The organism is Streptomyces sp. NPDC005151 (assembly GCF_053599875.1).
The window spans coordinates 17,431-42,104 of sequence record NZ_JBSFYR010000068.1 but is presented as its reverse complement, the minus strand read 5'-3'; the positions used below and the strand labels follow the sequence as shown (position 1 = coordinate 42,104).

The following is a 24,674-nucleotide window of genomic DNA, read 5'->3' as shown; positions in this document are numbered from 1 at the left end:
GCGCCGATGGTACTGCAGGGGGGACCCTGTGGGAGAGTAGGACGCCGCCGAACAATTATTCCGGGAAAGCCCCGCACCTCTGGTGCGGGGCTTTTCTGCGTTCAAGGGGCCGGCCGTCGTCGCGTCCCTGTGGGGCCTGCTGCTTCGCGTGGCTGGTCTTTCGGACGTCCTCGCGCGTGGTTATGCATTTCCCCGAATTCGGGGTATGCTCTATCTCGTTGCCGCAGGGCAGCAGGCCCCAATAGCTCAGTCGGTAGAGCGTCTCCATGGTAAGGAGAAGGTCTACGGTTCGATTCCGTATTGGGGCTCAGTAAAAGCGAAAGGCCCCCGCCAATGGTGGGGGCCTTTCGCTTTACCCATGGAGCGAGTCGAGGCGAGCCAGTTCGTCTGCTGGAAGGCGCAGCGCGGCCGCGGTCACGTTCTCCACGAGGTGGTCCGGATTGCCGGTCCCAGGGATGGCCAGTACGTGCGGGCCCTGTTGCAGGGTCCAGGCCAGGCGGACCTGTGCGACCGTCGCGCTGTGCGCGCGGGCGATGGTGCGCAACACCTCGTCGCCGCTCCAGTCGGCGGCACTGGCCCCCTGCTCGCGGCCTTCGCCTGCGATGGCGAAGAAGGGCACGAACGCGATGCCGTGCTCCCCGCAGAGCCGCAGGATGGCGTCGGCATCCGTGGACCTGGACTGGAGGCCGTAGCGGTTCTGTACGCAGACCACCGGGGCCACAGACTGTGCCTCGGCGAGGTGTTCGCTGTTGATGTTGGAGATGCCGAGGTGGCGGATGAGGCCGGCCTCGCGAAGCTCGGCCAGGGCGCCGAAGTGCTCGGAGACCGAATCCTGGCCCATGAGACGGAGGTTGACCACATCGAGGTGGTCGCGGCCCAGTTGGCGCAGGTTCTCCTCCACCTGGCCGCGCAGCTCCTCCGGCCGGGCGTGGGGCTGCCATGCGCCCGACGGGTCCCGGACCGGGCCGACCTTGGTGGTGATGACCAGGTCCTTGGGATACGGCGCGAGTGCCCGGTTGATCAGCTCGTTGGCCGAGCGCAGCGACGAGAAATAGAACGCTGCGGTGTCGATGTGGTTCACACCGAGCTCGATCGCGCGCCGGAGCACTCCGATCGACTGCTCACGGTTGCTCGGCGTACCGAGGTCGAAGGCGGCGCTCCCGGTCAGGCGCATTGCGCCGAGGCCGAGACGGTTGACGGTCAGGTCGCCGAGCTGCCACGTGCCCGCGGTATCCGCGGCGATCGTCTCTGAAGTCATGATCCGGAGTCTGTCAGAGACGACTCACCGATGAAGCGCAGTCAGACGGCGGGCGGTTCAGGGACACGCATGGCCAGGATGGCCATGTCGTCGGAGGCGGGGTCGGCGGCGAAGCGCTCCACCGCCCGCAGGACACGGCCCGCCACCGCCCCGGCCGTCAGGCCCGTACATCCTGTGAGCACATCGGCCAGACCGTCGTCGCCGAGCATGCGAGTGCCTTCGCGGCGTTCCGTGACGCCGTCCGTCACGCACAGCAGGACGTCGCCCGGGTCGAGGGTGACAGTCTGTTCGTACAGTTCGAGGTCCTCGATGACGCCCAGCAGCGGCTGCGGTTCGGCCGCGGCCTCGACCGTGCCGTCCTGGCGCAGGCGCAGGGGAAGGGGATGCCCGGCGCACACCACCTTCAGCAGGGCGCTGCCGTCCTCCTGGGGCCACAACTCCCCGTAGAGCAGGGTGAGGAAACGACTGCGGGAGCCCTCGTCGAGGATCGCCGCGTTGAGGCGCTCCAGGACGGCGGGACCGCCGAAGCCCTCGCGGGCGAGCAGGCGCAGGGCGTGGCGCGCCAGCCCTGTGACGGCTGCGGCCTCCGGGCCCGTGCCGCAGACGTCACCGATGGCGAAACCGTAGGCGCCGTCGCGGATCGGGAAGACGTCGTAGAAGTCGCCACCGACCTCGTTGCCCTCGCCCGCCGCCCGGTAGATGACCTCGATCTCGACATTGGGGACGTCGGGCAGGCCCGGGGGCAGCAGGCTGCGCTGGAGGGACTGGCTGATCGCCATGCGTTCCGAGTAGAGGCGGGCGTTGTCGAGGGCGAGCGCGGCGCGGCGGGACAGGTCCTCGGCGAGTTCCAGGATCTCTTGACGGAAGTGGTCGTCGGACGGCTTGCCGAGCGTGAGCATGCCGATGACGCGGTTGCGGGCGACGAGAGGGAGGACCACTGTCTCGCCTCCCACCGCAGCCGCGGTGGCCAGGGTCGTACGGATGCCGGAGCCGAGACCGTCTGGCTGGTCGCGGCCGAGACTGCGCATGGAGGCGCGCAGGGCGGCCTCGTGGGCCGCCTCGGAGGGGGCGGCCCAGACGCGGGCGCCAGGGGTCGGTACGGGGTCCGGCGGGGAGATCTTGGAGAGCAGGGCCTTGAGGCCGTCGATGAGTTCTTCGTCCTCGTGGAGGACGTACGAGAGGTACGGCTCCGAGGACTGGTCGGCGATCGTGTAGACGGCGCACCAGGTGGCCAGGGTGGGGACCGTCATCTGGGCCATCAGGGCAAGGGTCTGGTCCCGGTCGAGGGTGCCGGCGAGGAGGTCGGACGCCTCGACGAGGAAGGACAGCGAACCGCGGCGGAGCCGTTCCAGTTCGCCGAGGCGGGCCGATTCGACGGCGAGCGCGATACGGTCCGCGGCGAACTGGAGGCGCAGGGCCTCCTCGTTGGTGTACCGGCCGGGCGATTCCGTCGCGACGCCCAGCGACCCCGTGAGGCGTCCTTCGACCTTCAGCGGGACGGTCACGACAGAGCGCATACCGGTGTCGCTGAGCAGCGGCACGGCGCCGGGGACGACCGTGAGGTCTTCGTGCACGGCCGGCATCCGGGCGGAGCCGTACCGACCCGTGCCTGCTTCCACGGGGACGCGGGCGAAGCGCTGACGGGCGGACGGGAGGCCGGTCGTGGCCCGGACCTCCAGCTCGGTCTCGTCATCGGTGGCCAGCAGCAGGAAGGCCGAATCCGCGTCGAGCATGTCGCGGGCCCGTTCGACGGTGCGCTGGAGCAGCCCGTCGAGGTCGTCGGGAGCGGGGGAGCCGATGAACACCTCGAAGGGGTCCGTCGTTCGGCTCTCGGAGCCCGCGTCGGTGACCGGGGCGCGCACCGGTGACTGGAGCACGGCACGTTCGTGGTCGCGGACCAGAAGACAGACCGTGGACGGTTCGCCCCGGGTGTCGCGGACTCTGAGGTGGGAGGCGTACACGGGGATGGTGCGGCCGTCGGCGCCCCGGATGCCGTAACTGCCTTCCCAGCGGGAGAGCTGGAGCGCGTCGGCGGTTCCGGTGCTGGTGCCGGGGGTCTGCGGCCAGGCGGTGAAGTCGGTGAGCTGTTTGCCGGTGACCTGTTCCGAGGTGTGGCCGAAGAGGAACGCGGCGTCGTCGTTCCACCCGGCGATGGAACCGGAGTGGTCGATCTGTACGACGGCGACCCGGACGCGCTCGTCCGCGACCGGGAGGAGATCGATGGGGAGCAACGGGCCCGCGGAACGGATGCCCACCGGGCGCTCGGGAAGATCGAGCTGGAACCAGACCTGTTTGTGCGCCGGGGTGTACTCGACGCCCCACCGGGAAGCAAGTGCCGCGCAGAGCAGCAGACCGCGGCCGCCCTCACGATCGGGGCTGCCGAAGTCGAGTCCGGTGCTCTGGAGCGGGATCTCCCGCTCCGGGTAGTGGTCGGAGACCTCGACCCGGACGCCGTGCTCCGTACGCAGGCACAGTACGTCGGCGGCGGTGCCTGCATGCACCACAGCATTGGTCACGAGCTCGCTGGTGAGCACGACCGCGTCGTCGACGATGTCGGTGTACCCCCACCCCTGCAGGGTGTCACGGACAAAGGCGCGGGCGGTCGCGACGGAGCGCCCGACCGGGTCGAAGGTGGCAGCCGCGCGCGCGGTGATCACAGCACTCCCCATATGGTGTCTCGTCGCTTCCCCGAGTCCTGTGCCCGTTTCTCGCCGCTTCGATTCGCCTGCCAGGCTAGACGCTTGCTCTCGGTGTCGGGTACACGAGGGCCGACTTCGGGCAAGCGCGACCAGGAAACGGTGTCCGGTCGGACAAGTGTGGTCTTCCCAACGGAGGGATGCGGGACAACCGTTGGAGGTTCCACCTCGATCAGTTCCGGCCTGGTAGCTTTCAACGATTTGACGTCCGCATGGTCACCCGTCGACGGTGGACTGCGGCGGTGAGCCAATGTGGAACTGGGCAAGATCCCAGGTAAGGCCCGAGCGATACGGTCAACCCCTGTGGGAGGGACACGGTGGAGTCTGGCGTGGCGGCGCGGGGATCAGGAACGCGCACAAAAGGCGGACAGTCCGTGAAGAAACAGCGCAATGGAACCATCGAAGTGGACGCCGCGGCGCTCAACAGACTGCTGGCCGGCCTGGTGGCGATGCGCGACGGGAATTTCCGCAGGCGTCTGACCGTCTCGGGCGAGGGGCCGATGGCGGAGATCTCGGCGGTCTTCAACGAGGTCGCCGACCGCAATCTCCACCTCACCGGCGAGCTGGCCCGGGTACGTCGCGTGGTCGGGCGTGAGGGGAAGCTCACCGAGCGCCTGGAGACAGGGGCCTGCGAGGGCTCCTGGGCCGCGGCCATCGATGCCTCGAACGAGCTGGTCGACGACCTGGCGCGACCGGTCTCGGAGGTCGGGCGGGTGCTGTCGGCGGTGGCCGACGGTGATCTGGAACAGCGGATGGAGCTCCGGTCGCACACGGCCGACGAGACCGTGCGGCCGCTGCGCGGCGAGTTCCTCAAGGTGGCCCGTACGGTCAACAACCTGGTCGACCAGCTGTCGGCATTCACCGAGCAGGTGACGCGGGTCGCGGTCGAGGTGGGTACCGAGGGCAAGCTGGGCGGACAGGCCCAGGTGCGCGGAATGTCCGGTTCCTGGAAGGACCTCACGGACTCCGTCAACACGATGGCGTACCGGCTGACCGCGCAGGTGCGGGACATCGCCCTGGTGACGACGGCGGTCGCCAAGGGCGATCTGTCGCGGAAGGTCACTGTCCACGTGGCCGGCGAGATGCTGCAGCTGAAGAACACCGTCAACACGATGGTCGACCAGCTGTCGTCGTTCTCCTCCGAGGTGACCCGGGTCGCCCGTGAGGTGGGCACGGAGGGTGAGCTCGGCGGGCAGGCGACGGTGCCAGGTGTGGCCGGGGTGTGGAAGGACCTCACCGACTCCGTCAACACGATGGCCGGGAACCTCACCTCGCAGGTGCGCGGGATCGCGGAGGTGACGACGGCGGTCGCCAGTGGCGACCTGTCGCAGAAGGTCACCGTGAGCGCCCGCGGCGAGGTGGCGCAGCTCGCTGAGACGATCAACCAGATGACCGAGACGCTCCGGACCTTCGCGGACGAAGTGACGCGGGTGGCCAGCGAGGTCGGTGGCGAGGGGCTGCTCGGCGGTCAGGCGCAGGTGCCGGGTGCGGCGGGTACGTGGAAGGACCTCACCGACTCGGTGAACACGGTCTTCCGGAACCTGACGACACAGGTGCGGGACATCGCGCAGGTGACCACGGCGGTGGCCAGCGGGGACATGACACAGAAGGTCACCGTGGATGTGGCCGGCGAGATGCTGGAGCTGAAGAACACCGTCAACACGATGGTGGACCAGCTCCAGTCCTTCGGTTCGGAAGTGACCCGGGTCGCCCGGGAGGTCGGTGTCGAGGGCCGGCTGGGCGGTCAGGCCGAGGTGCCGGGTGCGGCGGGTACGTGGAAGGACCTCACCGACTCGGTGAACACGGCGTTCCGGAACCTGACGGGGCAGGTGCGGGACATCGCGCAGGTGACGACCGCGGTCGCGAACGGTGATCTGTCGCAGAAGGTCACCGTGGATGTGGCCGGCGAGATGCTGGAGCTGAAGAACACCGTCAACACGATGGTGGCGCAGTTGTCGTCCTTCGCCGACCAGGTGACCCGGATGGCGCGGGACGTGGGCACGGAGGGCCGCCTCGGCGGTCAGGCGCGGGTCGACGGCGTCTCCGGTACCTGGAAGGAGCTCACCGACTCCGTCAACTTCATGGCCGGGAACCTGACCTCCCAGGTGCGTCAGATCGCCCAGGTGACCACGGCGGTGGCCCGGGGCGATCTGTCGCAGAAGATCGACGTGGACGCCCGCGGCGAGATCCTCGAACTGAAGAACACCATCAACACGATGGTGGACCAGCTCTCCGCCTTCGCCGACCAGGTGACCCGGGTGGCCCGCGAGGTGGGCACCGACGGTCGGCTCGGCGGCCAGGCGCAGGTCCCCGGCGTGGCCGGGGTGTGGCGCGATCTGACCGACTCGGTGAACGGCATGGCGGGGAACCTCACCGCTCAGGTCCGTAACATCGCGCAGGTCGCCACCGCGGTGGCGCGCGGTGACCTGTCGCAGAAGATCGACGTCGACGCGCGCGGCGAGATCCTGGAGCTGAAGAACACCCTCAATACGATGGTGGACCAACTCTCGAACTTCGCCGAACAGGTGACGCGGGTCGCCCGTGAGGTGGGTACGGAAGGCATCCTGGGCGGCCAGGCCGAGGTGCAGGGTGTGTCCGGTACGTGGAAGGACCTCACCCAGTCCGTCAACGGCATGGCGAACAACCTGACCTTGCAGGTCCGCAACATCGCCGAGGTCACCACCGCGGTCGCCAAGGGCGATCTCTCCAAGAAGATCACCGTCGACGCCAAGGGCGAGATCCTCGAACTGGTGACGACCGTCAACACGATGGTCGACCAGCTGCTCAACTTCGCCGACGAGGTGACGCGGGTCGCCCGTGAGGTGGGTACCGAGGGCATCCTGGGCGGTCAGGCGCGGGTGCGCGGCGCGACCGGCATCTGGAAGGACCTCAGCGACAACGTCAACCTGATGGCCAACAACCTGACCAGCCAGGTGCGGAACATCTCCCGGGTCTCGTCCGCAGTCGCCAACGGCGATCTGACCAAGAAGGTCACCGTCGAGGCGCGTGGCGAGGTCGCCGAGCTCGCCGACACCGTCAACACGATGGTGACGACGCTGTCCTCGTTCGCCGACGAGGTGACGCGAGTCGCCCGTGAGGTGGGTACCGAGGGCGAGCTGGGCGGTCAGGCGCGGGTGCCGGGCGTCTCCGGTACGTGGAAGGACCTCACCGAGTCGGTGAACTCGATGGCGTCCAACCTGACCGGTCAGGTGCGCCAGATCGCCACGGTCACCACCGCCATCGCCAAGGGCGATCTCACCAAGAAGATCGACATCGACGCGCGCGGTGAGATCCAGGAGCTGAAGAACACCATCAACACGATGGTCGACCAGTTGTCGTCCTTTGCCGATCAGGTGACCCGGGTGGCCCGTGAGGTGGGTACCGAGGGCCAGCTGGGCGGTCAGGCGCGGGTCCGGGACGTCGACGGAACCTGGCGCGATCTCACCGAGTCCGTGAACGAGATGGCCGGGAACCTGACCCGTCAGGTGCGGGCCATCGCGGCCGTCGCCACCGCGGTGACCCGCGGCGATCTCAACCTCAAGATCGATGTGGACGCGGCCGGTGAGATCCAGGCCCTGCAGGACAACATCAACACGATGATCGCCAACCTGCGCGACACCACGGCCACCAACAAGGAGCAGGACTGGCTCAAGGGCAACCTCGCCCGGATCTCCGGTCTGATGCAGGGACGCCGTGATCTCGACGACGTCGCCTCGCTGATCATGAGCGAGCTGACCCCGGTCGTTTCGGCGCAGCACGGGGCGTTCTTCCTGGCCATGCCGACCGGTGACACCGACGCGGTGGTGGCGGACGCGGACCAGGAGGGTGCGTACGTACTCCGCATGCGGGGCAGCTACGGCTACTCCGCAGGCTCGATGCCGACGTCCTTCCGGCCCGGCGAAACACTCATCGGTACGGCGGCGGAGGAGAAGCGGACGATCCAGGTGGACAACGTGCCGCCGGGCTATCTGAAGATCTCCTCGGGCCTCGGCGAGGCACCGCCGGCGCATGTGATCGTGCTGCCGGTGCTCTTCGAGGGGCAGGTCCTCGGTGTGATCGAGCTGGCCTCGTTCCAGCCGTTCACCCACATCCAGCGGGACTTCCTCAACCAGCTCGCCGAGATGATCGCGACCAGCGTCAACACGATCAGCGTCAACACCAAGACGGAGAAGCTCCTGGAGCAGTCGCAGGAGCTGACCGAGCAGCTGCGCGACCGCTCGGAGGAGCTGGAGAACCGGCAGAAGGCGCTCCAGGCGTCCAACGCCGAACTGGAGGAGAAGGCCGAACTGCTGGCCCAGCAGAACCGCGACATCGAGGTGAAGAACACCGAGATCGAGGAGGCGCGGCAGGTCCTGGAGGAGCGTGCCGAGCAGCTCGCGGTCTCGATGCGCTACAAGTCCGAGTTCCTGGCGAACATGTCGCACGAGCTGCGCACGCCGCTCAACTCACTGCTCATCCTGGCCAAGCTGCTCGCGGACAACGCCGAGGGAAATCTCTCCCCGAAGCAGGTGGAGTTCGCCGAGACGATCCACGGTGCAGGTTCCGACCTGTTGCAGCTGATCAACGACATCCTCGATCTGTCGAAGGTCGAGGCGGGCAAGATGGACGTCAGCCCGACCCGGATCGCACTGGTCCAGCTGGTCGACTACGTGGAGGCGACCTTCCGGCCGCTCACCGCCGAGAAGGGGCTCGACTTCTCCGTACGGGTGTCGCCGGAGCTTCCCGCCACGCTGCACACGGACGAGCAGCGGCTCCTCCAGGTACTACGGAACCTCCTTTCCAACGCGGTGAAGTTCACCGACAGCGGCGCCGTCGAGCTGGTGATCCGGCCTGCCGGCGCGGATGTGCCGAACGCCATCCGCGAGCAGCTCCTGGAAGCCGGTTCGCTGCGCGACGCCGACGCCGGTCTGATCGCGTTCTCGGTCACCGACACCGGGATCGGGATCGCGTCCAGCAAGATGCTGGTGATCTTCGAGGCGTTCAAGCAGGCGGACGGTACGACCAGTCGCAAGTACGGCGGTACGGGGCTCGGGCTGTCCATCAGCCGGGAGATCGCCCGGCTGCTCGGTGGCGAGATCCATGCGTCGAGCGAGCCGGGCCGCGGCTCGACCTTCACGCTGTATCTGCCGTTGCACCTCAGCGAGCTGCCGCCGCAGGGCTACCCGCAGATCGGCCCCGGTTCCATCGAGGTGCACGGTGCCGCGGCCGGGAACGGTCTGGTCCCGGAGACGGGTTCGGGGACGGCGCTGCACGACGCGGCCGGTTCCGCGGGGCTGTTCCGGCGGCGTCGCAAGGCGCTCGGCGGGGCGGAGCGGCGGACCGCGCTGCCGCCCAGGCCTGCCGGGCACACCGAGCCGGCTGCACCGGCTCAGGAGTCGTTGACCCAGTCCGGCCAGGAGGAGCCCGAGGTCCGCAGGGTCTTCCGGTTCAACGGCGAGAAGGTCCTCATCGTCGACGACGACATCCGTAACGTCTTCGCGCTCACCAGCGTGCTGGAGCAGCACGGGCTCTCGGTGCTGTACGCGGAGAACGGGCGCGAGGGCATCGAAGTCCTGGAGCAGCACGACGATGTGACGGTCGTGCTGATGGACATCATGATGCCGGAGATGGACGGCTACGCGACGACGACGGCGATCCGCAGGATGCCGCAGTTCGCCGGGCTGCCCATCATCGCGCTGACCGCGAAGGCGATGAAGGGCGACCGGGAGAAGGCGATCGACTCCGGTGCTTCCGACTATGTCACCAAGCCTGCCGATGCTGATCATCTGCTCTCCGTCATGGAGCAGTGGATGCGCGGAGAGTGATCGCCTCTGGAGCGAATCGCGATAAGTTGCTGATCGACTGTGCTTGAAGGGGTGTGAGAACGCGGTGGACGGGGAACCTTCTGGTCTCCCACCGCGTTTCCGGTACGTGCACAGTGACATCGCGGTGACAGGGTGTGGTGACGGGCGGGGTGCGGCTACCATGACCGGCACAAGGTCGGACGGCGTAAGGGAGTCGTCCCCTGGGGCGGCGCCCGGTGCAATTCCGGGGCGAGGAGGACGGGCCATGGTGCAGAAGGCCAAGATCCTCCTGGTCGATGACCGGCCGGAGAATCTGCTGGCGCTGGAGGCCATCCTCTCTGCGCTCGATCAGACGCTGGTACGGGCATCGTCAGGGGAGGAAGCGCTCAAAGCGCTGCTCACGGACGATTTCGCGGTCATTCTGCTGGACGTCCAGATGCCGGGCATGGACGGTTTCGAGACCGCCGCGCACATCAAGCGGCGGGAGCGGACCCGGGACATCCCGATCATCTTCCTCACCGCGATCAACCACGGTCCGCATCACACCTTCCGGGGTTACGCGGCCGGCGCGGTGGACTACATCTCGAAGCCGTTCGATCCCTGGGTGCTGCGCGCCAAGGTCTCGGTCTTCGTCGAGCTGTACATGAAGAACTGCCAGTTGCGTGAGCAGGCGGCGCTGTTGCGGCTGCAGCTGGAGGGCGGCGGCCACCCCGGCGCCGACCGGGAGAAGGAGCCTGCCGGTCTGCTGGCCGAACTCTCGGCGCGCCTCGCGGCCGTCGAGGAGCAGGCGGAGGCGCTCTCCAAGCAACTCGACGACGAGTCGGCGGACGCGGCCGCGGTGGCCACCGCGGCCCATCTCGAACGGAAACTGACCGGACTGCGGCGCGCGCTCGATGCGCTGGAGCCCGGCACCGGAAGCGGCACGGCCGCGCTTCCCTCGTAACGCTGCCGCTCGCCGAACCCCCCGGCCCGGGAACCGGGTTCGGGGACGGCCGCTCGATCCGCCCCTGGTGAGGGCGCGTCAGTTTCCGGTCTCTGTAGGGCGACACGGTCGGGTGAACCAAGAGGGGCACGTGTTCACGGCGGCCAACACCGGTAACCTCGGCCCCATGGCCTCACGTACGTCCGGCAAGGGTTCCCAGGGCACGGCGGGCACCGCGAAGCGTCCCGGCCGTACCGGGGGCCCGGCGAAGAAAGCCGCGCCCGCGAAGAAGACCGCACCCGCGAAGAAGGCTCCAGCCAAGAAGGCGGTGGCGAAGAAGGCGGCTGCGCCCAGGCCCGCACCGTCTCCCACCGGGGGTGTGTACCGGCTGGCGCGCGCCGTCTGGCTCGGTGCGGCCCACGCCGTCGGCGCGATGTTCCGCGGTATAGGCCGCGGTGCCAAGGGACTCGATCCCGCACACCGCAAGGACGGCGTCGCGCTGCTGCTGCTCGGTCTCGCGCTGGTCGTGGCCGCGGGCACCTGGTCGAATCTGCGGGGTCCCGTCGGCGACCTCGTCGAGATGCTCGTCACCGGCGCCTTCGGGCGGCTCGATCTGCTCGTACCCATACTGCTTGGCGCCATCGCCGTACGGCTGATCCTCTATCCCGAGAAGCCCGAGGCCAACGGCCGTATCGTCATCGGACTCTCCGCCCTGGTCATCGGCGTGCTCGGGCAGGTCCACATCGCGTGCGGATCGCCCGGCCGCGGGGACGGCACCGGGGCGATGCAGGACGCCGGCGGACTCATCGGCTGGGCCGCCTCCAAGCCGCTGGTCTTCACCATGGGCGAGGTCCTCGCCGTACCGCTGCTCCTGCTGCTCACTGTCTTCGGCCTGCTTGTCGTCACCGCGACCCCGGTGAACGCGATCCCGCAGCGGCTGCGGCTGCTCGGCTCCAGGCTGGGGATCGTCGACCCGGTGTACGACCCTGAGGCAGAGGACGAGAGCGACGACGAGCGGTACGACGAGCAGTGGCGCGAGGCGCTTCCCGCCCGCTCGCGGCGCTCCTCCGTGCGCCGCTCCGAGGTGCCCGAGGAGTACGCCCCCGAGCAGGCGGAGGCCGAGGCACTCTCCAAGCGCCGCAGGCCGCGCAGGCCGTCCGTGCAGCCCGCGATGAACCGCACCATGGACGCGGTGGATGTCGCCGCGGCCGCGGCCGCGGCGCTCGACGGCGCGGTGCTCAACGGCATGCCGCCCTCGGCGATCGTCGCCGACCTGACCCAGGGCGTCTCCGTCGAGCGTGACCGTGAGCGCTCGGGCACTCCGGTGCCGGGCGCCCGCGAGGCGGAGCCGGGCACCGGGGCGGGGAAGGGCGCGGCGACCTCCGGCGGTGTACCCGATCTGACGAAGCCCGCCCCCGATCCGTCGCAGTCCCAGCCCCTGCCGGCCCGCGCCGAGCAGCTGCAGCTCTCCGGCGACATCACGTACGCGCTGCCCTCGCTCGATCTGCTGGAACGCGGCGGTCCGGGCAAGACCCGGAGTGCTGCCAACGACGCGATCGTCGCCTCCCTGACCAACGTCTTCACCGAGTTCAAGGTCGACGCCGCCGTCACCGGCTTCACCCGCGGACCGACGGTGACGCGGTACGAGGTGCAGCTCGGCCCGGCCGTGAAGGTCGAGCGGATCACCGCGCTGGCCAAGAACATCGCGTACGCCGTCGCCAGCCCCGACGTCCGGATCATCTCGCCGATCCCGGGGAAGTCCGCCGTCGGCATCGAGATCCCCAACACCGATCGGGAGATGGTCAACCTCGGCGATGTGCTGCGCCTCGCGGACGCGGCCGAGGACGACCACCCGATGCTGGTCGCGCTCGGTAAGGACGTCGAGGGCGGCTACGTGATGGCCAACCTCGCGAAGATGCCGCACGTGCTGGTGGCCGGTGCGACCGGTTCCGGCAAGTCGTCCTGCATCAACTGCCTGATCACCTCGGTCATGGTGCGGGCGACCCCGGACGACGTCCGGATGGTGCTGGTCGACCCCAAGCGCGTCGAACTGACCGCTTACGAGGGCATCCCGCACCTGATCACGCCGATCATCACCAACCCGAAGCGCGCCGCCGAGGCCCTGCAATGGGTCGTACGGGAGATGGACCTCCGGTACGACGACCTCGCCGCGTTCGGTTACCGGCACATCGACGACTTCAACCAGGCTGTGCGCAACGGCAAGGTCAAGCCGCCGGAAGGCAGCGAGCGCGAGCTCTCGCCGTACCCGTATCTCCTGGTGATCGTCGACGAACTCGCCGACCTGATGATGGTCGCTCCACGTGACGTCGAGGACGCCATCGTCCGCATCACCCAGCTGGCGCGCGCCGCCGGTATCCACCTGGTGCTCGCGACCCAGCGGCCCTCGGTCGACGTCGTCACCGGTCTGATCAAGGCGAACGTGCCCTCTCGGCTCGCCTTCGCGACCTCGTCGCTCGCCGACAGCCGCGTGATCCTGGATCAACCCGGCGCCGAGAAGCTCATCGGAAAGGGTGACGGACTGTTCCTGCCGATGGGTGCCAACAAGCCCACCCGCATGCAGGGCGCCTTCGTCACGGAGGGCGAGGTCGCGGCCATCGTCCAGCACTGCAAGGATCAGATGGCGCCGGTCTTCCGCGAGGACGTGGTGGTCGGCTCCGCCAAGAAGAAGGAGATCGACGAGGACATCGGCGACGACCTCGATCTGCTCTGCCAGGCAGCCGAACTGGTCGTCTCCACCCAGTTCGGGTCCACCTCGATGCTCCAGCGCAAGCTGCGGGTCGGCTTCGCCAAGGCAGGCCGACTGATGGACCTGATGGAGTCGCGCAACATCGTCGGACCGAGCGAGGGGTCCAAGGCGCGCGACGTCATGGTGAAACCGGACGAGCTGGACGGGGTGTTGGCCCAGATCCGCGGGGAAACCGCGTCGTAAGGGTGGGAAGAGCAACCGTTTCGTCGGGTCGTACGTCAATTTGACTGGAGGGACAGCAGAATGTACTTCCACGGGGCGGTCCGGTGAATGGGACAGTGTTCGAATCTGATGGCGTACAAAGTCCTCTCTCCCGGTTGCCCCACCCTTTCGTACCACCCCTAGACTGAACACCCAGCAGGTGGCTCACGCTCGAAAGGCGCCCCCGTGTCCATCGGCAACTCCCCCGAAGACGACCGGCCTTCGATCGGTCGAGTGCTCCAGCAGGCTCGAATCGCCGCAGGTCTCACGGTCGAAGAGGTCAGCTCGTCCACCCGGGTGCGCATCCCCATCGTGCACGCGATCGAAGAGGACGACTTCACCCGCTGTGGCGGCGATGTGTACGCACGCGGCCATATCCGTACGCTGGCGCGTGCCGTCGGCATCGATCCGGAACCGCTGGTTTCGCAGTACGACGGCGAGCACGGCGGCCGACCCGCGCCCACACCGGCGGCGCCGCTGTTCGAAGCCGAGCGGATCCGTTCCGATCCCCGTCGGCCCAACTGGACCGCGGCCATGGTCGCGGCGATCGTCGTCGTCATCGGCTTCGTCGGCTTCACCTTCTTCAAGGGTGGCGACGACAGCGGTACGACCACCCAGGTCGCGGAGGGCTCGACGCCCAACACGACCAGTCCCAAGCCCAAGCCCACCAAGACCGCCGACCCCAAGCCCGTACCCTCCGACAGCGCCATCGCCGCGGCCCCGCGGGACAAGGTGACGGTCAAGCTCAGCGCCACTCAGGGCAAGAGCTGGATCTCCGCCAAGGACCACAACGGGCGGATGCTCTTCGACGGTCTGCTGCAGAAGGGCCAGTCCAAGACCTTCCAGGACAAGGAGCGCGTCGACCTCGTCCTCGGAGACGCCGGTTCGATCGAGCTCTTCGTCAACGGCAAGAAGGTCGAGGACAAGTTCCAGCCGGGTCAGGTCGAACGGCTCACGTACACGAAGGGCGACCCCGAGGTCGGCTGACCGACAGCACGTTGTGACACGAGCGCCCGGCCGTTCAGCCGGGCGCTCGACCCGTTGTTACTCGCTGTCACAGGGGAACCCTGCTCGGCGGGGCCAGTGCCAGGACAAAGTAGTCTTGAGCCCATGCCCGAACGCCGTACCGTCGCCCTTGTCACTCTTGGCTGCGCCCGTAACGAGGTGGACTCGGAGGAGCTCGCAGGCCGCTTGGCAGCGGACGGCTGGGAGCTCGTCGAGGATGCCTCCGACGCGGATGTCGCCGTCGTCAACACCTGTGGGTTCGTCGAGGCCGCCAAGAAGGACTCCGTCGACGCACTCCTCGAAGCCAACGATCTGAAGGACCACGGCCGGACCCAGGCCGTGGTCGCAGTCGGCTGCATGGCCGAGCGCTACGGCAAAGACCTTGCCGAAGCCCTGCCGGAAGCCGACGGAGTCCTCGGATTCGACGACTACGCCGACATCTCCGACCGCCTCCAGACCATCCTCAACGGGGGCATCCACGCCTCCCACACCCCGCGTGACCGGCGCAAGCTGCTGCCGATCAGCCCGGCCGAGCGGCAGGACGCCGCCGTCGCGCTGCCCGGACACGCGCAGGAAGCCGCCCCAGCCCCCGCGGACCTCCCGGACGGGGTTGCTCCGGTCTCCGGGCCGCGCGCCCCGCTGCGCCGCCGGCTGGGCACCAGCCCGGTCGCCTCGGTGAAGCTTGCCTCCGGCTGCGACCGCCGCTGCTCGTTCTGCGCCATCCCGTCCTTCCGCGGTTCCTTCATCTCGCGGCGCCCCTCGGACGTGCTGCAGGAGACCCGCTGGCTGGCCGAGCAGGGCGTCAAGGAGGTCATGCTGGTCTCCGAGAACAACACCTCGTACGGCAAGGACCTCGGCGACATCCGGCTGCTGGAGACGCTGCTGCCGGAGCTCGCCGACGTCGACGGGATCGAGCGGATCCGGGTCAGCTACCTGCAGCCCGCCGAGATGCGGCCCGGTCTGATCGACGTACTGACCTCGACGCCGAAGGTCGCCCCGTACTTCGACCTCTCCTTCCAGCACTCCGCCCCCGGTGTGCTGCGGGCGATGCGCCGCTTCGGCGACACCGACCGCTTCCTGGAGCTCCTGGAGACCATCCGGAACAAGGCGCCGCAGGCCGGTGCGCGGTCGAACTTCATCGTGGGCTTCCCCGGGGAGACCGAGGCGGACCTCGCCGAGCTGGAACGCTTCCTCACGGGCGCGCGGCTCGACGCGATCGGCGTCTTCGGTTACTCCGACGAGGAGGGCACCGAGGCGGTCGGTTACGACAACAAGCTGGACGCCGACGTCATCGCGGAGCGGCTCGCGCACATCTCGCAGCTGGCCGAGGAGCTGACCTCGCAGCGCGCCGAGGAGCGGCTCGGGGAGTCCCTGCAGGTGCTGGTCGAGTCCGTCGACCCCACCGAGGACGAGCCGCGCGCGGTGGGACGTGCCGCGCACCAGGCACCCGAAACGGACGGCCAGGTGCTCTTCACCGCACGCGAGGGTCTCGTGCCGGGCCGTATGGTCGAGGCAAAGGTGGTGGGCACCGAAGGGGTGGATCTGGTGGCCGAGTGTTCCGAACTTGCGGAGGCAGCCAGATGACGGGAGTCCCGGCATCCGCAGCAGGCGGTTCCGGCGCGAAGCCGGTCCGCGGCGGCAAGCTGGGCGCTGCGGCCGTCAACCAGGCCAGCCTGTGGAACATCGCCAATATCCTCACCATGGCGCGGCTGCTGCTGGTGCCGGGTTTCGTCGTGCTGCTGCTTCACAACGGCGGTTACGACCCCGCCTGGCGGTCCTTCGCCTGGGCGGCGTTCGCCATCGCTATGATCACCGACCTCTTCGACGGTCATCTGGCGCGTACGTACAACCTGGTCACCGACTTCGGGAAGATCGCCGACCCGATCGCCGACAAGGCGATCATGGGGGCCGCGCTGATCTGCCTGTCGTACCTCGGTGATCTGCCGTGGTGGGTCACCGGCGTGATCCTCTTCCGCGAGATCGGCATCACGCTGATGCGGTTCTGGGTGATCCGGCATGCGGTGATCCCGGCCAGTCGCGGCGGGAAGATGAAGACGCTGGCACAGGGGACGGCCGTCGGGATGTACGTCCTGGCGCTGACCGGTCCGCTCGCCACACTGCGCTTCTGGGTGATGGCGGTGGCCGTCGTGCTCACGGTCGTCACCGGACTCGACTATGTGCGTCAGGCCGTTGTGCTGCGACGCCAGGGTCTGGCGGCCGAACGGGCCGCAGCGGCGGCTGCCGAGGCGTCCGAGGTCCGTGGCCCGGCGGAGGCCGAGTGGTGACTGCCGCGGCCCGGGTGCTGCAGCAGCTCGTACGGCGAGGGGAGACCCTCGCCGTCGCCGAGTCGCTGACCGGCGGCCTGGTTGCGGCGGAACTCACTTCCGTACCCGGTGCCTCGCGCTCCTTCCGCGGGTCCGTGACGGCCTACGCGACGCCCCTGAAGCGGGATGTGCTGGCCGTGGACGGGGCCCTGCTGGCAGCGCGTGGAGCCGTGGATCCCGAGGTCGCCCGGCAGATGGCGATCGGTGTCCGACGGATTCTCGGTGCAGACTGGGGAGTGGCGACCACCGGCGTCGCGGGACCCGATGATCAGGACGGAAAGCCGGTCGGAACGGTCTACGTCGCCGTGGCAGGGCCGGGCGGCGCGGAGAAAGTGGCCGCGCTGCGGTTGAACGGTGACCGGGCGGCGATCCGTAGAGAGAGCGTACGGAGCCTGCTCGAACTGCTCTCCGGAGAACTCGACGACAATGCGAGCGCACAGGATACGGAACAGAACGGGGGGAATTGATGTTTGCAGCCCTGAGTGAACACGACATCGCTCCCCGCACGGCCGCAGCGCGAGGCGGTACGGTGGGGCGTGAAGGATGCGGCTACGCGGTCCGAGGAGGGAGCCACCGATGATTCTGCTCCGTCGCCTGCTTGGTGACGTGCTGCGTCGGCAGCGCCAGCGCCAAGGCCGTACTCTGCGCGAAGTCTCCTCGTCCGCCCGAGTCTCGCTCGGCTATCTCTCCGAGGTGGAGCGGGGGCAGAAGGAGGCATCCTCCGAGCTGCTCTCCGCCATTTGCGACGCGCTTGATGTACGGATGTCCGAGCTCATGCGTGAAGTGAGCGATGAGCTGTCGCTGGCTGAGCTGGCCGAGTCGGCAGCAGCCAGCGATCCGGTGCCAGTGCCGGTACGCCCAATGCTCAATTCCGTCTCCGTGACGTCGGTGGCAGGTGTGCCGACGGGAAGGGTGACGATCAAGGCACCCGCGGAAGCGGTGGATGTCGTCGCCGCCTGACCCGCGCGGTCCGGTGTGAACCAGAGCCCCGGCCGGCCCCTTCGCGGGGGTGGCCGGGGCTCTGGTGTGTGCGCACGCTGCCGTCAGGGACTCGCGCGCCGTTCCGGATGCGTGCGCCGGTCAACGAAGCTTGCGTCCTCAGGAGCCCTGCGTCCGAAGCACCGCTTCAGCTCATCCACTGCGTAGAAGCAGCTGCCCTTCGACGGCCGCACCGGAGGTTCTGGATGCGGCTCCGGTGGTCCCGGGCGAGACTGCGGAGAGGAACACCACGGTCACCGAGATCGCGCAGTGCCTGAGCGGTATCGGTTCCGGAGTGCTGTTCCATGCGCAGCTCGGGCCGTGAACCTGCGGCAACACGCCTGGACGAGCCAGACGGAGAGCGCGTAACGGTGTCCGCTCCGGACATGCGCGCCGGTACTGCGCCGGTGCGCCCTCCCGCTGGGCGATCGGGCCGGACTAGGTTCGGCCGGAGGAGGCAGCCATGGTGCGGAGATGGGTGCCCGCGCTCGTTCTCGGCGGGGTGTGGTGGTGGGCCGTGCTCCGGCTGGTCCTTCAGCCAGAACATGCCGGGCTGGTCGAGGGCGCGGTGACGGCGGGCGGATGGGGGCTCAGCCTCCTGCCCGTCCATGTGGCCGCGAGCGTCCGGCCCACGGGAACGATCAGGGCCCGTGCGGAGACGATCGGTGCTGCCGCGGGCGCGTGGTGCGTGGCCGGGGTGCGCGGTGTCGAGACGGCCTGGCGTACTACCAGGGCATGGCGACGCCGCCGTTCGGACGGAGAATCTGACCCGTCATGAAGGCCGAAGCATCGGATGCGAGATGCAGGACCGTGTGGGCGACGTCCTCGGGCTCACCCACCCGGCCGAGCGGCCCGGACTTGAGGCGTCGACCGCGCCCGAGGCCATGGTGATCATCGAGCCGGGTGCGCCGCGCGCGATCATGCTGCGGGCGACCTCCTGGCAGGCATACAGAACCGTTCCTTGCCGCCGGCCGCTCCGGTGATGAACGCGGACCGGCCGGTGAGGTCGTACGCGGTGAGAGGCATGTCCGGACCGTACGACTGGATCTGACGGTGCGTCAACTACGGTGTGGGGCCTGATTGGCAGCGGGGGCACCAGTAGGCGGGGCGGGTGTCCTGCTCCGCCGCGCGGATGGGGGTGCCGCAGCGCAGACAGGGGTGGTGTGTCCTGCCGTAGACCCAGAGACGCTCACGGGGGCCGTAGCCGTTGGGCTGTGCTCGGGTGGTCGTGCGGACCATGCGGTTGCGGTTGGCTTCGAGGAGCTGTTTGGCCGTGGTGACCAGACGGGCGGCGGTGGAGGCGGGCAGCTCACCGACGGGGAGCCAGGGGGTGGCGCGCGCGAGGAAGCAGAGCTCGGCCTTGTAGATGTTGCCGATACCGGCCAGGTTGCGCTGGTCGAGGAGGGCTTCGCCGAGGGGGCGGGCGGGGTCGGCCAGCAGGTTGCGCAGGGCGGTGTCGGGGTCCCAGCCGGGGCCCAGCAGATCGGGCCCGAGGTGACCGACCGCCTTCTCCTCGTCGGCTGTGCGGAGGAGTTCGAGAACGGGGAGCCGGTAGCCGACCGCGGTGAGGTGGGCGGTGGAGAGGACCGCGCGGATCTGGTGGCCCGGGCCGCCGCGCCAGCGCTCGCGCGGAGCGTAGAGGCGCCAGGCGCCGTCCAACCCGAGATGGCTGTGCAGGGTGAGGCCGCCCTCGATCCGGGTGAGGAGATGCTTGCCGCGCGGGGTGACGTCGAGAACGGTCCGGCCCGTGAGGTCCGCGGTGGCGAAGCGGGGGACGCGCAGGTCGGAGTGGGTGAGGACCTGACCGGCCAGCGCGGTGTGCAGACGCTGGGCGGTCTGCAGGACGGTATCTCCTTCGGGCATACCTCCATGATGCGTGGTGCGGGGTGGGGATGCGGGCGGGTATCGGTGGATGTGTGCGGCGGTGTGCGGGCTGAGGTGTGGTGCGGGGTCACGCGCGCAGGCGGAGGCCTCTTGGAGTGGCGTGGAATCCGGCCGTCTCCAGCGTGCGGCCCAGCGGCGAGGTCAGGGACGAGGCGCCGTTGGTGCGCTCCACCGTGACCGTGCCGAGTGCCCCGGCGCGTGCTGCACCGGCCAGCGCCTCGGCCGCCGCCCGGAGCGCGGGGTCCTCCGGGTCGGTCGGCCAAGCGAGCAGCGTCTTGCCGCCGCGCTCCATGTACAGCGTCAGTTCGCCGTCGACCAGGACGACCAGGGCACCTGCCTTGCGCCCCGGTCTGTGTCCGGCGCCGTCCGGCGGTTCGGGCCAGGACAGGGCCGCGCCGTACGCATTGGCCGGGTCGGCGGCCGCGAGAACCAGGGCGCGGGGCGCCGAGCCCGGTTCCGTACGGTCGCGGGCGGTGGAGACCGCACGGAGCCGGTCGACTGCGCCGTCCATAGCGAACTGGGCCGCTCCCAGACCCTCGACGACATAGCCGCGGCGGGCCTGCCCGTTGTCCTCGAAGGCGGCAAGGATCCGATACGTCGCGGCAAAGCCGCCCTCGACGCCTTCGGCCTGGACCGCGCCACGGGTCACCACACCGTGCCGGTCGAGGAGGGTGCGGGCCAGAGCGTGGGCGCGGTGCGTGGGATCGGGCTCGGTTCCGGGCAGCAGGGACCAGCGGCCCGAGACGGTGGGCGGACCGGTGCGCGATGCGGGGCGGACCGTGGCGGTGAGCGAGCCGTAACGGCCGCGCGGGACGCTGCGCCTGGCGCGGTGGGCCGTCGATCCCGCCGTGCGTCCGGAGCCGAGAAGCGAGCGCAGCGGGGCCAGCGTGTCGTTGGTCAGCCGGCCGGACCAGGTCAGGTCCCAGAGGGCATCGGCGAGTTGCGGATCGGTGCAGTCCGGGTGCGTGGTGGCGCGCACCTGATCGGCGATCTGCCGGAAGAACAGTCCGTATCCGCCGGTCAGTGCGGTGAGGACGGATTCGTGCAGCGCACTGAGTTCGAGAGGGTGCGGGGGTGGGAGGAGCAGGGGTGCGCTGTCGGCGAGGTAGAGGGACAGCCAGCCGTCCTTGCCGGGAAGGGCACCCGCGCCGGCCCAGATCACCTCGCCGGTGGTGGTGAGTTCGTCGAGCAGGGCCGGGGCGTATTCCGTGATGCGTCCCGGCAGGATCAGCTTCTCCAGCGCCGACGCGGGGACGGGAGCGCCCTGCAACTGCTCGATGGCGCGGGCCAGTCCGTCGATTCCTCGCAGGCTGTTGTTCCCGAGATGCTGCCAATGCGGAAGGAAGCCGGCGAGGGCTGCGGGCGGGACCGGCTCCAGCTCCTGGCGCAGGGCGGCGAGCGAGCGGCGGCGGAGCCGGCGCAGCACCGTGGCGTCACACCACTCCTGGCCGATGCCGGCGGGGTGGAACTCGCCCTGCACAATCCGGCCCGAGGCGGCGAGCCGCTGCAGCGCGCCGTCCGTGACGGCGGCGCCGAGGCCGAAGCGGGCAGCCGCCTGGGTGGAGGTGAACGGGCCGTGCGTGCGGGCGTAGCGGGCAAGGAGATCGCCGAGCGGGTCCTTCACCGGCTCGGTGAACGCCTCCGGGACGCCGACGGGGAGGGCCGTGCCCAGCGCGTCCCGCAGCCGGCCTGAGTCCTCGATCGCCGCCCAGTGGCCGGCGCCGCCGATCCGGACCCGGATGGCCCGGCGGGCCGAGGCCAGCTCCGCGGCCCAGGGGTGCTCGGCGCCGCGCTCGGCCAACTCGGCCTCGGTGAGCGGGCCGAGGACGCGCAGCAGATCGGCGACGCCTTCGATGTCCTTGATCCGGCGGTCCTCGGTGAGCCACTGGAGTTCCTGCTGCAGCTCGCCCAGCACCTCGGCGTCGAGCAGCTCGCGCAGTTCCGCCTGGCCGAGAAGCTCGGCAAGGAGATGGGAGTCCAGCGAGAGCGCGGCCGCCCGCCGCTCGGCCAGCGGCGAGTCGCCCTCGTACAGGAACTGTGCGACGTAGCCGAAGAGGAGCGAACGGGCGAAGGGCGAGGGCTCCTGGGTGGTCACCTCGACCAGGCGGACGCGGCGTGCTTCGAGGTCGCCCATCAGTTCCACGAGCCCGGGGACGTCGAAGACGTCCTGAAGGCATTCGCGGACCGCTTCGAGAACGATCGGGAAGGAGCCGAACTCGGAGGCCACCTGGAGGAGCTGGGCGGCACGCTGGCGCTGCTGCCAGAGCGGGGTGCGCTTGCCGGGGCTGCGACGGGGCAGCAGCAGGGCGCGCGCCGCGCACTCGCGGAAGCGGGAGGCGAACAGGGCCGATCCGCCGACCTGGTCGGTGACGATCTGGTTGATCTCGCCCTGGTCGAAGGCGACGTCCGCGGCGCCGACCGGAGGCTGTTCGCTGTCGTATGCCGCGGCCAACGGGGCAGCCGGTTCCCGGACCGGATCCTCGGACGGATCGAAGGACGGATCGAAATCCAGGAGGTCCAGGCCCATCATGTCGGCGTCGGGGAGCCGCAGCACGATGCCGTCGTCGGCATGCATCACCTGGGCATCCATGCCGTACCGCTCGGCGAGGCGCGCACTCAGAGCCAGCGCCCAGGGGGCGTGGACCTGCGCGCCGAAGGGGGAGTGCACGACGACCCGCCAGTCACCCAGCTCGTCGCGGAAGCGCTCGACGAGGATGGTCCGGTCGTCGGGGACATGGCCGCAGGCGGCGCGCTGCTCGTCGATGTACGACAGGACGTTGTCGGCGGCCCAGGTGTCGAGACCGGCGGCGAGCAGCCGCGACCTGGAGTCCTCGGGCGACAGCCCGCCGATCTCGCGGAGGAACGCGCCCAGAGCGCGGCCGAGCTCCAGCGGGCGGCCCAGCTGGTCGCCCTTCCAGAACGGCAGCCGTCCCGGAACGCCCGGGGCGGGCGACACCAGGACCCGGTCGCGGGTGATGCCCTCGATCCGCCAGGACGTGGTGCCCAGGGTGAAGACATCGCCGACCCGGGACTCGTACACCATCTCCTCGTCCAGCTCGCCGACCCGGCCGCCGCCCTTCTTGGGGTCGGCCCCGGCGAGGAAGACCCCGAAGAGCCCGCGGTCGGGGATCGTGCCGCCGGAGGTGACGGCGAGCCGCTGGGCGCCGGGGCGGCCCGTGACCGTACCGGCGACGCGGTCCCACACCACGCGCGGACGCAGCTCGGCGAAGGCATCGGACGGATAGCGGCCCGCCAGCATGTCCAGCACGGCCGTGAACGCCGACTCCGGGAGCGAGGCGAAGGGGGCTGCGCGGCGGGTCACGGCCAGCAGGTCGTCCACCTGCCAGGTGTCCAGGGCAACCATGGCGACCAGCTGCTGGGCCAGCACGTCCAGCGGGTTCGACGGGATCCGGAGCGCCTCGATCGAGCCCGTGCGCATCCGCTCGGTGACCACCGCCGACTGCACCAGATCCCCCCGGTACTTCGGGAACACCACTCCGGTGGAGACCGCGCCGACCTGGTGGCCGGCACGGCCGACCCGCTGCAGCCCGGAGGCGACCGACGGCGGCGACTCCACCTGGATCACCAGATCGACCGCACCCATGTCGATGCCCAGCTCCAGGCTGGAGGTGGCGACCACGGCGGGCAGCCGGCCCGCCTTGAGGTCCTCCTCGACCTGGGCGCGCTGCTCCTTGGAGACCGAACCGTGGTGGGCGCGGGCGAGCAGCGCGGGGGCGCCCTTCGCCGCACCGGACTCGGCCATGATCTCGGCGGGGGAGTGGGCCTCCGGCATCGTCTCGCCGGTGGCCCGCTCGTACGCGATCTCGTTGAGCCGGTTGCACAACCGCTCCGCGAGACGGCGGGAGTTGGCGAAGACGATGGTGGAGCGGTGTGCCTGGACGAGATCGGCGATCCGCTCCTCGACATGCGGCCAGATCGACGGCTTGTCCGCCTGGCCCCCCTGGTCCGGGTCCGTGGCGGGAGAACCGCCGAGCTCGCCCAGATCCTCCACCGGCACGACCACCGACAGATCGAACTGCTTCGTGGACGGCGGCTGGACGATCTCCACCTTGCGCTGCGGGGAGAGGAACCGCGCCACCTCGTCGACCGGACGGACCGTCGCCGACAGACCGATCCGCCGCGCGGGACGCGGCAGCAGCTCGTCGAGGCGCTCCAGCGATACAGCGAGATGGGCGCCCCGCTTCGTACCGGCGACGGCGTGCACCTCGTCCAGAATCACCGTCTCGATCCCCGACAGGGCCTCGCGCGCCGACGACGTCAGCATCAGGAACAACGACTCGGGGGTGGTGATCAGGATGTCCGGCGGGCGGGTCGCCATGGAGCGGCGCTCGGCGGGCGGGGTGTCGCCCGACCGGATGCCTACCCGCACATCGGGCTCGGGCAGCCCGAGGCGCACCGATTCCTGGCGGATGCCGGTCAGCGGCGAGCGGAGGTTGCGCTCCACATCGACCGCGAGGGCCTTGAGCGGCGACACGTACAGCACGCGGCAGCGCTTCTTCGCCTCGGCAGGCGGCGGAACGGCTGCCAGCCGGTCCAGCGCGGCGAGAAACGCGGCGAGCGTCTTGCCCGATCCGGTGGGCGCGACGACCAGCACGTCCGAGCCCTCGCCGATCGCGCGCCAGGCGCCCTCCTGCGCGGACGTCGGCGCGCTGAAGGCACCCGCGAACCAGCTGCGGGTGGCGGGGGAGAACGCATCGAGAGCAGAGCCGGCCATGTCCCCCATCGTGCACCCGACCACTGACAACGGACTGATGCCGGAGGGTGACAAGGGTCGGTACCCAAGGGTGACGAGGGTCGGTACCGGACGGTGAGAACGGCCGGTACCGGACGCTGAC

At 69.6% G+C, this 24,674-nt stretch carries 13 protein-coding genes, 1 tRNA gene and 1 pseudogene; 10 read left to right on the top strand and 5 right to left on the bottom strand.

From position 1 onward, the window contains the following. Nucleotides 1–235 precede the first annotated feature (235 nt). Nucleotides 236–308 (top strand) — tRNA-Thr (locus tag ACWD6R_RS28925). Between the two features lie 44 nt (nucleotides 309–352). On the opposite strand, the gene ACWD6R_RS28920 is transcribed toward ACWD6R_RS28925, so the two are convergent. Beyond that, on the bottom strand, nucleotides 353–1,258 hold the full coding sequence (locus tag ACWD6R_RS28920; RefSeq protein ID WP_451821384.1) for an oxidoreductase: 906 nt from the start codon (nucleotides 1,256–1,258) through the stop codon (nucleotides 353–355). 41 nt (nucleotides 1,259–1,299) lie between these two features. Beyond that, the gene (locus ACWD6R_RS28915; RefSeq protein ID WP_451821383.1) at nucleotides 1,300–3,915 is read right to left on the bottom strand and encodes a SpoIIE family protein phosphatase; all 2,616 of its coding nucleotides are present in this window, start codon (nucleotides 3,913–3,915) and stop codon (nucleotides 1,300–1,302) included. 413 nt (nucleotides 3,916–4,328) lie between these two features. Between ACWD6R_RS28915 and ACWD6R_RS28910 the strand changes: the two genes are divergently transcribed. From ACWD6R_RS28910 to ACWD6R_RS28870, 9 genes are all read left to right on the top strand, one after another. After that, complete coding sequence (locus ACWD6R_RS28910) at nucleotides 4,329–9,758, top strand: HAMP domain-containing protein (protein ID WP_451821382.1); 5,430 nt, start codon at nucleotides 4,329–4,331, stop codon at nucleotides 9,756–9,758. A 244-nt stretch (nucleotides 9,759–10,002) separates the two neighbouring features. Next, nucleotides 10,003–10,680, top strand: coding sequence for a response regulator (locus ACWD6R_RS28905; RefSeq protein WP_451821381.1), 678 nt, complete (start codon nucleotides 10,003–10,005; stop codon nucleotides 10,678–10,680). Between the two features lie 166 nt (nucleotides 10,681–10,846). Then, a complete protein-coding gene (locus ACWD6R_RS28900) occupies nucleotides 10,847–13,609 on the top strand; it encodes a DNA translocase FtsK (RefSeq protein ID WP_451821380.1) in 2,763 nt (920 codons plus the stop codon). Nucleotides 13,610–13,813: 204 nt separating this feature from the next. Next, on the top strand, nucleotides 13,814–14,614 hold the full coding sequence (locus ACWD6R_RS28895) for a helix-turn-helix domain-containing protein (RefSeq protein WP_451821379.1): 801 nt from the start codon (nucleotides 13,814–13,816) through the stop codon (nucleotides 14,612–14,614). Between the two features lie 123 nt (nucleotides 14,615–14,737). After that, on the top strand, nucleotides 14,738–16,216 hold the full coding sequence (gene rimO / locus ACWD6R_RS28890; protein ID WP_451821378.1) for a 30S ribosomal protein S12 methylthiotransferase RimO: 1,479 nt from the start codon (nucleotides 14,738–14,740) through the stop codon (nucleotides 16,214–16,216). Beyond that, the gene (gene pgsA, locus ACWD6R_RS28885; protein ID WP_451821377.1) at nucleotides 16,213–16,917 is read left to right on the top strand and encodes a CDP-diacylglycerol--glycerol-3-phosphate 3-phosphatidyltransferase; all 705 of its coding nucleotides are present in this window, start codon (nucleotides 16,213–16,215) and stop codon (nucleotides 16,915–16,917) included. The genes rimO and pgsA overlap by 4 nt, the downstream gene beginning before the upstream one ends. Beyond that, nucleotides 16,914–17,423, top strand: a complete 510-nt coding sequence (locus ACWD6R_RS28880; RefSeq protein ID WP_451821376.1) for a CinA family protein — start codon at nucleotides 16,914–16,916, stop codon at nucleotides 17,421–17,423. The genes pgsA and ACWD6R_RS28880 overlap by 4 nt, the downstream gene beginning before the upstream one ends. Before the next feature lie 109 nt (nucleotides 17,424–17,532). After that, nucleotides 17,533–17,916: a helix-turn-helix domain-containing protein gene (locus ACWD6R_RS28875; protein WP_018105285.1), complete on the top strand. Its 384-nt coding sequence runs from the start codon at nucleotides 17,533–17,535 to the stop codon at nucleotides 17,914–17,916. A gap of 481 nt (nucleotides 17,917–18,397) precedes the next feature. Beyond that, nucleotides 18,398–18,712 carry a hypothetical protein gene (locus tag ACWD6R_RS28870; protein WP_384140525.1) on the top strand — a complete coding sequence of 105 codons (315 nt, stop codon included), beginning with the start codon at nucleotides 18,398–18,400 and terminating at the stop codon, nucleotides 18,710–18,712. On the opposite strand, the pseudogene ACWD6R_RS28865 reads toward ACWD6R_RS28870, so the two are convergent. The 3 genes and pseudogenes from ACWD6R_RS28865 to ACWD6R_RS28855 form a co-directional block, all read right to left on the bottom strand. Further along, a pseudogene (locus tag ACWD6R_RS28865) lies at nucleotides 18,660–18,889 on the bottom strand (SDR family oxidoreductase); the annotation flags it as partial. The gene ACWD6R_RS28870 and the pseudogene ACWD6R_RS28865 sit on opposite strands and share 53 nt — an antisense overlap. A 107-nt stretch (nucleotides 18,890–18,996) precedes the next feature. After that, nucleotides 18,997–19,797 (bottom strand): DNA-formamidopyrimidine glycosylase family protein, encoded by an 801-nt coding sequence (locus ACWD6R_RS28860; RefSeq protein WP_451821375.1) that lies wholly within the window; start codon nucleotides 19,795–19,797, stop codon nucleotides 18,997–18,999. A gap of 88 nt (nucleotides 19,798–19,885) precedes the next feature. Then, complete coding sequence (locus ACWD6R_RS28855) at nucleotides 19,886–24,553, bottom strand: DEAD/DEAH box helicase (protein ID WP_451821374.1); 4,668 nt, start codon at nucleotides 24,551–24,553, stop codon at nucleotides 19,886–19,888. Nucleotides 24,554–24,674: the final 121 nt, after the last annotated feature.